The organism is Rheinheimera sp. (assembly GCF_030690345.1).
Lineage (GTDB): Bacteria > Pseudomonadota > Gammaproteobacteria > Enterobacterales > Alteromonadaceae > Alishewanella.
On the sequence record NZ_JAUYGV010000001.1, the window covers coordinates 55469 to 68854 of the forward strand.

Sequence of the window (13386 nt, forward strand, 5' to 3'; positions counted from 1 at the left end):
TAGTAACGCAAAGCCTTGTGCTTAGTCATCACCACCAAAGATACCTAACAGCTGCAGCAAGTTAACAAAAATGTTGAACACATTCAGGTATAACCCCACGGTAGCGCGGATATAGTTGGTTTCACCGCCGTTAATAATACGGCTGGTATCAAACAGGATCAGGGCTGACATAATCAGAATAATGGCAGCGCTGATGGTCAGGCTCAGGGCCGGGATGTTAAGGAAGATATTCGCCAGCGCTGCCACTAATACTACAATCAGACCGACCGTTAAAAAACCGCCCATAAAAGAAAAATCTTTACGGGTAGTTAAGGCATAAGCGGACAGGCTGAAGAAGATCAGTGCTGTGCCACCCAGTGCCTGCATAATTAACGCAGGGCCATTGGCCAGGCCGGCGTAGTAGTTCAGCATTGGACCTAAAGATGCACCCATAGCGCCGGTAAAGGCGAATACCCAGAAAATACCACTGGCCGAGTCTGCTTTTTTGTTTACCACAAACAGCATAATAAAGCCGGCAACAAAGCAAACGATAGACATCATCGGTGACATATTCATTGCCATTGCTACACCTGCAGTAACAGCACTGAAAGTCAGTGTCATTGCCAGCAGAAAGTAGGTATTACGCAGTACTTTATTAATCTCGACACTGCGTCCGGCAGTGCTGAGAGTAGAGGTTTCTCTGTATGACATAGTTATGTTCTCCTGATACAAAGGTTTATCAACGCATTTGATGCCATCATAGCCGGTTAGTTCCTTACAGACCAGCACCCGGGTGTACAATTTCAGCTTAGCGTTAATATTTTGCATTTAATGCTTTCTTTTAGCGTATTAACTGATTAATATACGCGTCGCCGGAGGGATGGCAGAGCGGTTTAATGCACCGGTCTTGAAAACCGGCGTGGGTTAATAGCCCACCGAGAGTTCGAATCTCTCTCCCTCCGCCACTAAAACCACCTCAGGGTGGTTTTTTTGTTGCTGAATAAAAATATCTGTAGTTAAGCGCTGCTTTTTAGTCAATTAAACTGTGCGATAAATGGCTTTGTTGTTGCTTTACTAAGCAAACGGCTGAAAATCATAAAAAAGCCCTTTACAAAGTATCAGGCAGTTTTTAATATGCGCCCTGTAACGCGGAGGGATGGCAGAGCGGTTTAATGCACCGGTCTTGAAAACCGGCGTGGGTTAATAGCCCACCGAGAGTTCGAATCTCTCTCCCTCCGCCACTTTCCTGCCATAGTCTGTTCTAGCTAAGTCTTGCGAAAATCACCTTTAATACAATTCAATTGTTTCATAATATTAACCTTTCTGGCACACTTAAACTCAACCGGCCAAAACCGGCGATTCAGGTCTAATTTGTTTAGCAAAACGGCTCATGCCCGGCTATGCTAGACAGCAATAATAATTCTAATAACCAGTGAAGCGGAGAAGCGAAATTGATTAACGTCTTGTTAGTTGATGACCACGAGCTTGTGCGCACTGGGATCAGTCGCATACTAATGGATGAGCGCGGTATCAAGGTGATAGGCGAAGCTGGCTCTGGTGAGGAAGCTCTGCAATTTTGTCGTCAACATGAGCCCGATGTGGTGCTGATGGATATGAATATGCCCGGTATGGGCGGCATGACAGCGACAAAACGTATTTTACATTATTGTCCCGACATTAAGGTGTTGGCACTATCGGTATCCTGTGAAGAGCCTGTGCCGACCAAAGTGATGCAACTTGGCGCTGCCGGGTTTATCTCAAAAAATTCACCACCGCGGGAAATGGTGTCGGCCATTCGTAAAGTGTATTCCGGCGCACGGCATATTTCTGATGAAGTTGCGCAGAAAATGGCGCTGAGTAAGGTAAATAATCATAGCCAGAACCCGTTTGACGATTTGTCAGACCGCGAACTGCAAATTATGATGATGATTACCCAAGGCCAGAAGGTCAATGACATTGCTGAGCAGCTTAATGTCAGCGCCAAAACGGTAAACTCTTACCGCTATCGCATGTTTGAGAAGTTAGCTATCAGCGGTGATGTTGAGTTAACCCATCTGGCGTTGCGCCACGGTATGATCGACATCGCTAAAGCCTGATGTTCGACGCCAAAGCTTTTTTAAAATCAGTACCGCATCAGCCGGGGGTTTATCGTATGGTAAACGCGGCTGAACAGGTCATTTACGTTGGCAAAGCCAAAGATCTACGGGCCAGGTTAAGCAGTTATTTCCGTACTAACGTCGATAGCGTTAAAACCCGCTCCCTGGTTAGCCAGATAGTGCAGGTGGAATACACGCTGACCCACAGCGAAACCGAAGCACTGATCCTCGAAAACAACCTGATTAAGCAGTTTTTACCGCGTTACAATGTCTTGCTGCGCGATGATAAATCTTATCCTTATATTCTGCTTAGCGACCATAAGCATCCGCGTATCAGCTCGCATCGTGGCCCGCGTAAAACCGCCGGTCAGTATTTCGGCCCTTACCCGAATGCCGGCGCTGTGTGGCACAGCCTGAAGACGCTGCAGAAAATTTTTCCTATCCGCCAATGTGAGGACGGTTTTTACCGTGCCAGAACGCGGCCTTGTTTACAGTATCAGCTCAAGCTTTGCTCTGCGCCTTGTGTCGGTAAAATTTCTGATGCGGATTATCAGCACCAGGTGCGTCTGGCCAGCTTGTTTTTGCAAGGCAAAGATCAGCAGGTGATTGATGATCTAGTGCAGCAAATGGCAAAGGCCAGTGAGCAATTGCAGTTTGAGCAGGCTGCACAGTACCGCGATAAGATTATTGCCCTGCGCAAGGTGCAGGAGCAACAAAGTGTTAGCGGTGAGCATGATGAAATGGACGTTATCGGCTTTGTGTACTCACACGGTGTAGCGGCTGTGCATGTATTGTTTGTGCGTGAACAAAAAGTATTGGGCAGTAAAGCGTACTTCCCGAAAGTGCCGGCCGATACCGCAGAAAGTGAAATTCTCAGCGCATTTTTACTGCAGTTTTATCTGGATGGCTACGGTACCCAGCAGATGCCGCGTGAGATTGTTATTGCGCAGCCATTGCCTGAGATGGATGCTGTGGCCGCTGCTATCAGCGAAATTGCCGGCAGGAAAGTCAAAATTACCCACGCACAACGTGGTGAAAAAGCACAGTATTTAAGCCTGGCGCAAAAAAATGCTCAGCTGTCTTGCGATAACAAACAATCTTTAGCGCAAAAAATGGCGTTACGTTACCAACAATTGCAGCAACTACTGCAGTTACCGCAACCGATAGGCCGCATGGAGTGTTTTGATATCAGCCATACGATGGGGCAGGCCACTATTGCTTCTTGTGTGGTGTTTGATGGCCATGGGCCCTACAAAGCAGAATACCGCCGTTACAATGTTACCGGTATTACCGGGGGAGATGATTATGCGGCTATGGAATTTGCGCTGAACAAACGTTATGGCAAGGTACAGGACACAGAAAAAATTCCGGATATTATCTTTATTGACGGCGGTCAGGGCCAGTTAAACACTGCTATAGCGCAATTTGCTGACTGGCCGCATGAAAAAATGCCGCTGCTGGTGGGCGTCGCCAAAGGCACCAGCCGCAAGCCCGGGTTGGAAACGCTGATATTGGCGCAAAGTGGCCGCAGCATTAATTTGCCGTCCGATGCGCCGGCGCTGCATTTAATTCAGCAAATTCGTGATGAAGCACACCGTTTTGCTATTACCGGGCATCGTAATAAACGCGGTAAGGCGTTGATAAAAAGCCCGTTAGAGCAAGTAAAGGGCATTGGTGAAAAACGCCGTCAGGCATTGCTGCAATATTTGGGTGGCTTACAGGGCGTGATGCGGGCTTCGGTTGCGGAACTGAGTTCAGTACCCGGCATATCAAAGGCGCAGGCAGAAAACATTTACCAAGCCTGTCATAACAAGTAGCATAGCGGCATAACTGCTGTAGAGAATCTTAAGATGTGGAATATTCCCAACCTGTTAACCCTGTTTCGTTTGTTTTTGATCCCGGTTTTTATTCTGTGTTTTTACTCGGGGGTTGAAAATGCGCGCTTCTGGGCTGCATTTGTATTCTGGCTGGCAGCAATTACTGATGCCTTAGACGGTTATCTGGCACGTAAGCTGGAGCAGTCCACGCCCTTTGGTGCCTTTTTGGACCCGGTAGCCGATAAAGTGATGGTAGCAGTGGCGCTGGTGTTAATTGCTGTCGACAGTATGTCGCTGTGGGTCACCATTCCGGCCATTATTATGATTAGCCGCGAAATAGTGATTTCAGCCCTGCGCGAGTGGATGGCTGAGCTTGGTAAACGGGCTAATGTGGCAGTGTCTAACATGGGTAAGTATAAAACCATCGCCCAAATGCTGGCATTAATTGGCCTGATTTGGCGGCCGGAGTTGTGGTTGGTAAGCTGGTTTACTCCTGCAGGGATGATTTTACTGTATATTGCTACCGTACTTACACTGTGGTCTATGTATAGCTATTTGAAAGCGGCCTGGCGTGATCTGGTGTATTAATTGCTGTTTTTGTTGTTAATTAGCACAACTCAGTCAAATTTTAATCAGTCAGTCATAAAAGCAAAAATTTATTATTGACTGGCTGAATTAAAACAGTAGAATGCGTCTCGTGTTAAGGCACATGGCCATAGTGACGCGAGTATAGCTCAGCTGGTAGAGCGCGACCTTGCCAAGGTCGAGGTCACGAGTTCGAACCTCGTTACTCGCTCCAACTCTTTCAAAGAGTGCAAATTGTTTGATTGGCGGGTTGGCAGAGTGGCCATGCAGCGGATTGCAAATCCGTCCACCTCGGTTCGACTCCGGGACCCGCCTCCATTACACACTGTGGTTTAGTGTTACAAAGTGACACATTAAAATAGTTACACAATAAAGTTGTCTGCCCGGGTGGTGAAATCGGTAGACACAAGGGATTTAAAATCCCTCGCTCGAAAGGGCGTGCCGGTTCAAGTCCGGCCCCGGGCACCATTTGCTTTAACAGTAACTAACCAGATTTTCGCGAGTATAGCTCAGCTGGTAGAGCGCGACCTTGCCAAGGTCGAGGTCACGAGTTCGAACCTCGTTACTCGCTCCAAATACGATAAAACGCAGCCTGTTGGCTGCGTTTTTCGTTTCTGCTATCCGTTAAAAATCAAAGATATACTGCGCTAAAGTTAGTACTGCCAGGGTGATAAAGAAAATGGCGGCGATATTAAGCACTAAACCGGCTTTTACCATATCGATAATCTTTAGCTTGCCTGAAGCAAACACTATGGCATTGGGCGGCGTGGCGACCGGCATCATAAAGGCGCAGCTGGCAGCCACAGCTGCCGGGATCACCAACATGGCTGCAGAGGTGTCCAATGATACCGCGACCGGTCCCAGTAGCGGCAAGAAAGCCGCAGCAGTGGCTGTGTTGCTGGTGATCTCGGTAAGAAAAATAATCACTGTAGTTACCAGCACAATTAACAACACCAGATTGATACTGCCAAGCTGGCCAATTTGGCCGGCAATGTAGCCGGATAAACCGGAATTATCTATTTGCGTGGCCAGGGTTAGCCCGCCGCCAAACAGCAACAACACACCCCAGGGCAATTTTTGGCAATCTTCCCATTGTAAAATACGTTGGCCTGAGCGCAGTGATACCGGTAGTACAAACAGCAAGGTGGCGGCAAACACTGCGATAAGGGTGTCATCCAGCTTGATACCACTGAGGCTGCTTAGCGGGCCACGAAAAACCCAGCAAAATGCTGCCAACATAAATACCGCCAGCACCAGCTTTTCTGCAGTGTGCATAGCACCCAGTGCGGTAAGTTTTTTCCGGTACAGCGTGCGGCTGTCTACCGCAGGTATATTATCCAGTCTGAAGTGAACCTTTGTCAGCCAAAACCAGCACACCAACAACAAGCTTACTGACAGTGGCACACCAAACAGCATCCAGTCGCTGAAGCTTAGTTGCAGTTGATAACTGCGCTCCAGATAAGCCGCCAGTAATGCATTGGGTGGTGTACCGATTAACGTCGCAATACCGCCGATACTGGCAGCATAAGCGATAGACAGCAAAATGGCTTTGGCAAAATTATCGTTACTGACACCTTGCTCCTGTTGCATAGCAATAATGGATAAACCAATCGGCAACATCATCACGGCGGTGGCGGTGTTAGACATCCACATCGACAAAAAGGCCGTCACCAGCATAATGCCGGCAATTTGCTGGCTGGGTTTACTGCCCACAAGCAGCATGGTCATTAGCGCAATACGTTTGTGCAGGTTCCAGCGCTCCATCGCAATTGACAGCACGAAGCCGCCGAGAAACAGGAAAATCAGTGGATGTGCATAAGGCGCAGTAACATTGCCAATGCTGTCCAGGCTAAGCAAGGGGACTATTATAATCGGCAGCAAGGCGGTAACCGGAATAGGCACCGGCTCGGTGATCCACCACAGTGCCATCCAGCCGGTGAGCCCGGTAATTAACCAGGCATTGGCAGACATGCCGGTAAACCAGGGCGGGCTTAGCAGCGTGAGTAAAAACAATAAAGGACCGGCCAGCAGCGTAATATAGTAAGGCAATTTAAACTGAAAAGGCATACCGGGTCCTTGTGGTGTTAATCATCAAAGCTATTATTAGCTGCTGCGCCGTCCGCGGTTTTGCTGGAGGTCAATAGTTGCGCTTCGAGCATGCGTATTTCAATATCATCTAACAGCCGCCATTGACCGGGTTTTAACCCGGCGACCCGAATATGCATAATGCGGGTGCGTTTCAATGTTTGCACATCATAGCCAAGGTATTCGCACATCCGGCGGATTTGCCGGTTTAAGCCCTGGGTCAGGATAATAGAAAAGCTCTGTTTCGAGCGCTGTTGTACGGTACAGGGCAGGGTGACCGTATCAAGGATGGGTACGCCACGGCTCATTTGCTGGATAAAACGCTCAGTGATCGGTTTATTGACTGTTACCACATACTCTTTGTCATGGGCATTACCGGCGCGCAGTATTTTATTCACGATATCACCGTCATTAGTCAGAAATATCAGCCCCTCTGACGGTTTATCCAGCCGGCCGATCGGAAATATCCGTTCCGGATAGCGAATGGCATCGATAATATTACCGTGAATATGCCGCTCGGTAGTACAGGTAATGCCCACCGGCTTGTTGTACGCCAGATACACCCGCTTTGGTTTAGCTTTTAACGGCTTACCGTCAATCAGCACCTGATCGCCCTCACTGACTTTCAGACCTACCGGCGCGACAGTGCCATTGACAATAACCTGGCCATTTTCGATAAACTTGTCGGCCTCACGCCGTGAACAAAAGCCGGTGTCACTGATAAATTTGTTTAAGCGGTACAGGGTGGCGTCAGACATAAAAACGATGCTTTCCGGTGCAATTAAATAGTGGCGATAGTGTAGGGGCTTAAGCGCTTTTGCGCTACCGCGTTAAAGCAAAAGGCCTGACATTTGCCAGGCCTTTTTTAACCGGAAACTGTTGTTAGTCTTTCGGTTCGGTTTTTTTAGTTTGTTGCGGGTTAAGTGAGATAACCTTAGTTTTGCTGATTTTATGCCGGTAAATCTCGCGCAGGTATTTTATGGCTTTTTTTACACTGTCGCGGCTTAAGCGTATATCGTTGATAGAGACAAACTTATCTTTATTATGAATAAGTTCGCGGTATTTCTTCTCGTACATCGGCTTGATGGCATACCAGTTGGTATCGAGAATTTTTGCCGGGTTTTCAAACTCATGCAGCATATTGTCCAGCGCGGCTTCGTCAAAGTCATTAGCACGGATAAACTCCAGCATCGCCTTATCCAACTGCTCATCAAAGCGGTAATTGTCTTTAGCAAAACAGCGTTTGATAAAAGCGACAATCAAGGTAAGAAAATCGTCACTTAAACACGGGCTTTTCACGATTAGTGTGGTGAGTGAAATATTAGCTGAGGCGCCGATAACCAGGGCATAGCGTTTTAATGTCGTGTTAGGGAACAACGAATTTAAGTGCGATTTTAACCGGTTTAAATCCATATACGACAACTTATAGTCTTTTGGCAGCGAGACAATAGACACCACAGAAGAGCAGTTTTTAAAGAAATGCAGATCTTTGAGCTCTGCGGCGTTATAGCCGTTTTTCACATAGCTGCTCAGGGTCTCGCGATAGCGGCCGGACTCAATCGGCAGCAAGCTGATACCCTCAATGGCTTGGGTTACTTTGTTAAAGTGCGGTAAGTCGATAGAGCGGAAAAATAAATCATCAATATTCAGACCACCGCCCGCTTTATCAAATAACTTCAGTTTTTCTGCGCTGCTGTCGCCTGGTACCACAGACTCGGCATACGCTACGGCTACCGGTCCTGCCAGGCTCATAAACAAGTCGTTGGCGTCTAAGCGGATGGTCTCGCCGATATCGATACCGGCGCGGCGGAAGTAGTTTTCATCGTAGTCGGTGGTAACTGCCTGGGCGGTTAAAATGTTGAAGATCTGCTGCGAAATATACTGGTTGGCGTATTTTTCCATGGCATTGACATCGATATGCTGAATACCGCCGTCATCGGTTTCTTCGGCATAGCGCATAATATCGTTAGAGATCAGCATCATGGCATTCCAGGGCCGGATGCGGTGCATTACACTGGACTCACTACTGTCTTCATTGTCGAAGTTGTAGGAGAAATCCCACTCTTCAGCCAAATACTTACACAACAGCCGGCCGGCATTGATATGCAACGCTTCAGACATTTCCACGCCGTGGTCGGAAATGTTCGGCAAAATACAAATACCACTGGTAAAAATGGGCTCAAACACAAAAGAGTGGCCACGGTTTTCTTCATCTTCGCCCATAGTGCGGGTATCGAAGGTTTTGCTCATATAAGCATACTGCTGGGCCAAACCAAACTCTGACGCCATACCTGAGCCGGTACCGCCGCCGGCACTGAAAATATAGAAATACAGCCGTGATTGGTTGGCTTTAATGCCGCAAGAATCAATCAGATAAGAGTGAATATGCTTCCAATCGGCATTGGCAAAGCGTTGTGTGTCTTTATTGAGAATAATCTTTGCCAGATACTGACCTAAAATAGGCGCATTACCGGCACCACCGGCATGCACTTCAGATAAGTCCATAATTTTCATCTTGGTGTAATCATGCAGAAAACCGCTTTTTTCACCTTTATGCGAAAAGCGAATGCGACCTTCAATATCTTTATCCAAGTCACCGAGCATCACCAGTGGTTCAATTAAAAACACCGGTTTTACGGTTTGCGAGTTAGATAAATGCAGGCTGCGTTTAATCCAGCGCATCGGCCGGTATTCCTGCTCGCGGGTTTGTTTTTCTTCGTTGTTAAATTCACTCAAATAGAAGTTACGCGCGTTGTATACCAAAGAGGCGACATCCAGCGCAATGTTAGAGCCGCAGCGACCCAGACCAATTAAGCATACTGACGGAAAATGTTGCTGCTTACGGCTTTGAATTTCATTATCCGGGTTCGATACCGGAAACACACTGCTGCGCAGAGCATCCAGATTAGTCAGAATTTTGTTGATATCGCGTTCCGTAAAATACATATAGCGATCGCTGGCAAAAGACGGCGCTACTGGTGGAAGCGGCGTTTTTTTCGCAGCGGTTTTAACAATAACCACATCATCTTGTGCGCTTTGGTCTGTTTTTGTTTTGATATTCATCATGCTACTTCCTGTCTCTGGCGAGGCTTTACTGCTGGTAATAAAAATTACGGTCAGTATTAAAAGTAGTAGTTGTTTAAAATTAAGCCAACGAAAGCGCTAAAAATGATGTGATTTGTGCTGAAAAGATACAATACGGAAGATTTGTTAAAACAATAGCTTATTAAAGCGGCGCACGGTAAAAGCCTGATACTGATACGGTGCGCCGCAAGCAGCTTTACATATTGGGGTAGTTCGGGCCGCCGGCGCCTTCCGGGGTTACCCAGGTAATATTTTGCGCCGGATCTTTAATATCACAGGTTTTGCAGTGAATGCAGTTTTGCGCATTGATTTGAAATTTCGGCTGATTATTATCGTCCTGAATAATCTCATACACACCGGCCGGGCAATAACGCTGCGCCGGTTCGGCATATTTCACTAAATTCACTGCTACAGGAATACTGCTGTCAGCCAGTTTTAAATGGCAGGGTTGCTCTTCTTCATGGTTGGTATTGGACAAATAGACCGAAGATAAACGGTCAAAGCTCAACACATTATCCGGTTTGGCATAGTGAATTGCTTCGGCTTCAGCGGTCGGTTTAAGTTGGGCATAATCATGTGTGTCATCTTTGAGGGTAAAAGGCAGCTTACCGCCAAACCAATTTTGCTCCAGGGTATTAAAAGCGCCGCCCCAAAAGGTGCCGAATTTGTGCATTGCCGGGCCAAAGTTACGTGAGCAGTACAATTCTTCATACAACCAACTGGCTTTAATGGCATCAGCAAAAGCGGTTAAGTCTTTACCGCCGTTATCGTCTTGCGTAAGGGCGTTAAACAGCGTTTCGGCGGCCAGCATGCCGGATTTCATCGCCGTGTGGTTGCCTTTAATTTTGGCAAAGTTCAGGGTGCCGGCATCACAGCCCACCAGCAGGCCACCGTTGAAGCTCATTTTCGGCAGGCTGTTCAGGCCACCTTTGGCAATGGCGCGGGCACCGTAACTTATGCGCTTACCACCGTTGAGGTATTGACTGATCACCGGGTGCTGCTTATAACGTTGAAATTCTTCAAACGGGTTCAAATAAGGGTTGCTGTAGTTCAGGTCGACAATTAACCCGACTACAATTTGTTGGTTTTCAGCATGATACAAATAGCCGCCGCCGTTGGTATCACCGGTAAGTGGCCAGCCAGCCGAGTGAACCACTAAACCGGCGTGGTGTTTAGCCGCCGACACATCCCAAATTTCTTTAAAGCCCAGCGCATAGTGCTGCGGCGATTTACCGGCATCCAGAGCAAAATGTTTAATCAGCTGTTTGCCCAAGTGGCCGCGGCAACCTTCGGCAAACACAGTGTATTTAGCGCGCAGTTCCATCCCCGGCACAAAGCTGTCTTTCGGCTGGCCGTGTTTATCCAGGCCCATATCGCCAATCAGAATACCGGTAACGATATCCTCTTCTATTAATACTTCACTGGCCGCAAAGCCCGGGAAAATCTCCACGCCCAGTTGCTCTGCTTGTTGTGCCATCCAGCGACACAAATTGGCCACCGATACCACATAGTTACCACTGTTGTGCATGGTTTTAGGCACTAAGAAGCCCGGCAATTTGCTGGCTTTCTCAGCGTCTTTAAGCAGGTAAATATCGTCATGAGTAACCGGGGTCGTCACCGGTGCGCCCAACTGCTGCCAATCCGGCAGCAATTCGTTTAATGCCCTGGGTTCAAAAACGGCGCCGGATAAAATATGTGCGCCCACTTCTGAGCCTTTTTCCACGACACATACAGTCAGTTCTTTTGCCGCAGCTTTGGCCTGTTGCATCAATCTGATGGCGGTCGACAGTCCTGCAGGACCGGCACCTACTATCACGACATCGAATTCCATTGATTCTCTTTGCACAGTACTGACCTCTTGGAGTTTATTATTTACAGCTTAGGCTGCTTTTATCATGCCGTTTAGGGTATTGCAGGTTGACGTTAACGTCAACAGTAAGTAGATTGTGGCAAACTAAACCATTGTAGCTTTACCTTAACGTAAACCTGTAGCGAAATCTGTCAGTTTGTTGCAGGGGAAAGAACGAGGAATTTATGAAAATATTGGTGCCGGTAAAACGGGTTATTGATTACAACGTAAAAGTACGGGTAAAAGCTGATCAGTCAGGCGTAGACCTGGCAAACGTCAAGATGGCGTTGAATCCGTTTTGCGAAATCGCGATAGAAGAAGCGGTGCGGTTAAAAGAAGCCGGCAGCGCGACAGAAGTGGTAGTAGTATCTATCGGCACTGCCGCAGTACAAGAGCAACTGCGCACGGCTTTGGCATTAGGCGCCGACCGTGCTTTGCATATCGAAACGGATTTAAATCCGGATTCACTGCAAGTGGCTAAGTTGCTGGCAAAAGTAGTGGCGGATGAACAACCCGGTTTGGTCATCTTGGGCAAGCAAGCCATTGACTCTGATAATAACCAAACAGGCCAGATGCTGGCAGCGTTAACCGGCATGGGGCAGGGTACTTTTGCGTCTAAAGTGGTACTGGCAGATGGCAAAGTACAGGTTACCCGTGAAGTTGACGGTGGTCTGCAAACCGTTGAGCTGACATTGCCGGCGGTGGTGTCTACCGATTTACGCTTAAACGAGCCGCGTTATGCCTCGTTGCCCAATATTATGAAAGCCAAAAAGAAACCATTGGATGTGAAAGCCGCAGACAGCTTCGGTGTAAACCTGCAATCTAATGTCAAGCTGCTGAAAGTTGCCGCGCCAGCCATGCGTCAGGGTGGTGTTAAAGTAGAGTCTGTGGCAGAGCTGGTAGACAAATTAAAGCATGAAGCGAAGGTGATCTAATGGCGATTTTAATTATTGCAGAGCATAACAACCAAAGCCTGAAAGGTGAAACGCATAAAGTGGTGCAGGCTGCCACGGCCATTGGCGCTGATATCAGCGTATTGGTAGCCGGTTTGAACTGCGGCACCGCTGCAGATGAAGCCGCCACTATTGCCGGAGTAACTAAAGTGTTAGTGGCTGACAATGCCGCTTACGAGCATCAGTTGGCAGAAAACGTTGCCGCTTTAGTGACAGAGCTGGGCAAAGACTACAGCCATATTTTGGCGGCGGCCACCACCACCGGCAAAAACTTTTTGCCACGTGTAGCGGCGCTGTTGGATGTGGCTCAAATCTCTGATGTTATTGCTGTTGAAAGCGCCGATACCTTTGTGCGGCCAATTTATGCCGGTAATGCCATTGCTACCGTGCAATCTGCCGACAGTATTAAAGTGCTGACAGTGCGCCCGGCGGCATTTCGGGCGGCAGAAACCGGTAATAATGCTCCGGTTGAAGCAATAGCTGTAGTTAAAGATGCCGGTGTATCACGCTTTGTCGGGGCTGAGCTGACCAAATCGGAGCGGCCGGAGTTAACGGCAGCGCGGGTGGTAATTTCCGGTGGCCGCGGTATGCAAAACGGTGAGAACTTTGCGCTGTTAAACGGTATTGCCGACAAGTTAGGTGCGGCTATCGGTGCCTCACGTGCTGCGGTAGACGCCGGCTTTGTACCAAACGATATGCAGGTTGGCCAAACCGGTAAAATAGTGGCACCGGAGCTGTACATCGCCGTGGGTATTTCCGGTGCAATTCAGCATTTAGCCGGCATGAAAGACTCTAAAGTGATAGTGGCAATTAATAAAGATGCCGAAGCGCCGATCTTCCAGATCGCCGATTACGGCCTGGTGGCGGACTTGTTTACTGTGCTGCCGGAGCTCGAGCAGCAACTGTAAACCGGAGCAATGTCAGAAAAGGCCGGCATT

Annotated in this window: 10 protein-coding genes and 6 tRNA genes; 11 read left to right on the forward strand and 5 right to left on the reverse strand. The window is 48.1% G+C overall.

Annotation, left to right across the window (positions count from 1 at the left end):
* Positions 1–21: 21 nt before the first annotated feature.
* On the reverse strand, positions 22–690 hold the full coding sequence (locus Q8O77_RS00270) for a Bax inhibitor-1/YccA family protein (protein ID WP_305550623.1): 669 nt from the start codon (positions 688–690) through the stop codon (positions 22–24).
* A gap of 163 nt (positions 691–853) precedes the next feature.
* On the opposite strand from Q8O77_RS00270, the gene Q8O77_RS00275 reads away from it, so the two are divergent.
* The 9 genes from Q8O77_RS00275 (at position 854) to Q8O77_RS00315 (ending at position 5051) form a co-directional block, all read left to right on the forward strand.
* A tRNA-Ser gene (locus Q8O77_RS00275) sits at positions 854–944 on the forward strand.
* Positions 945–1129: 185 nt separating this feature from the next.
* Positions 1130–1220: transfer RNA gene (locus tag Q8O77_RS00280), tRNA-Ser, on the forward strand.
* A gap of 210 nt (positions 1221–1430) precedes the next feature.
* Positions 1431–2075 carry a UvrY/SirA/GacA family response regulator transcription factor gene (uvrY, locus tag Q8O77_RS00285; protein ID WP_305550624.1) on the forward strand — a complete coding sequence of 215 codons (645 nt, stop codon included), beginning with the start codon at positions 1431–1433 and terminating at the stop codon, positions 2073–2075.
* Complete coding sequence (gene uvrC, locus Q8O77_RS00290; RefSeq protein ID WP_305550625.1) at positions 2075–3892, forward strand: excinuclease ABC subunit UvrC; 1818 nt, start codon at positions 2075–2077, stop codon at positions 3890–3892. The genes uvrY and uvrC overlap by 1 nt, the downstream gene beginning before the upstream one ends.
* 33 nt (positions 3893–3925) lie before the next feature.
* A complete protein-coding gene (pgsA, locus tag Q8O77_RS00295) occupies positions 3926–4480 on the forward strand; it encodes a CDP-diacylglycerol--glycerol-3-phosphate 3-phosphatidyltransferase (protein ID WP_305550627.1) in 555 nt (184 codons plus the stop codon).
* A gap of 135 nt (positions 4481–4615) precedes the next feature.
* Positions 4616–4691 (forward strand) — tRNA-Gly (locus Q8O77_RS00300).
* Between the two features lie 30 nt (positions 4692–4721).
* Positions 4722–4795 (forward strand) — tRNA-Cys (locus Q8O77_RS00305).
* A gap of 63 nt (positions 4796–4858) precedes the next feature.
* A tRNA-Leu gene (locus Q8O77_RS00310) sits at positions 4859–4945 on the forward strand.
* A gap of 30 nt (positions 4946–4975) precedes the next feature.
* Positions 4976–5051 (forward strand) — tRNA-Gly (locus Q8O77_RS00315).
* A gap of 50 nt (positions 5052–5101) precedes the next feature.
* On the opposite strand, the gene Q8O77_RS00320 is transcribed toward Q8O77_RS00315, so the two are convergent.
* The 4 genes from Q8O77_RS00320 to Q8O77_RS00335 form a co-directional block, all read right to left on the reverse strand.
* Entirely contained in the window at positions 5102–6544 is a 1443-nt protein-coding gene (locus Q8O77_RS00320; RefSeq protein ID WP_305550628.1) for a DASS family sodium-coupled anion symporter, read from the reverse strand.
* Positions 6545–6561: 17 nt separating this feature from the next.
* Complete coding sequence (locus Q8O77_RS00325) at positions 6562–7320, reverse strand: pseudouridine synthase (RefSeq protein ID WP_305550629.1); 759 nt, start codon at positions 7318–7320, stop codon at positions 6562–6564.
* Positions 7321–7444: 124 nt separating this feature from the next.
* A complete protein-coding gene (locus Q8O77_RS00330; protein ID WP_371133438.1) occupies positions 7445–9625 on the reverse strand; it encodes a hypothetical protein in 2181 nt (726 codons plus the stop codon).
* Positions 9626–9842: 217 nt separating this feature from the next.
* The gene (locus Q8O77_RS00335) at positions 9843–11477 is read right to left on the reverse strand and encodes an electron transfer flavoprotein-ubiquinone oxidoreductase (protein ID WP_305550630.1); all 1635 of its coding nucleotides are present in this window, start codon (positions 11475–11477) and stop codon (positions 9843–9845) included.
* A gap of 203 nt (positions 11478–11680) precedes the next feature.
* On the opposite strand from Q8O77_RS00335, the gene Q8O77_RS00340 reads away from it, so the two are divergent.
* Together Q8O77_RS00340 and Q8O77_RS00345 are read left to right on the forward strand one after the other, a co-directional pair.
* On the forward strand, positions 11681–12430 hold the full coding sequence (locus Q8O77_RS00340; RefSeq protein WP_305550631.1) for an electron transfer flavoprotein subunit beta/FixA family protein: 750 nt from the start codon (positions 11681–11683) through the stop codon (positions 12428–12430).
* Positions 12430–13356, forward strand: a complete 927-nt coding sequence (locus Q8O77_RS00345; RefSeq protein WP_305550632.1) for an electron transfer flavoprotein subunit alpha/FixB family protein — start codon at positions 12430–12432, stop codon at positions 13354–13356. Before Q8O77_RS00340 ends, Q8O77_RS00345 begins: the two co-directional genes overlap by 1 nt.
* Positions 13357–13386: the final 30 nt, after the last annotated feature.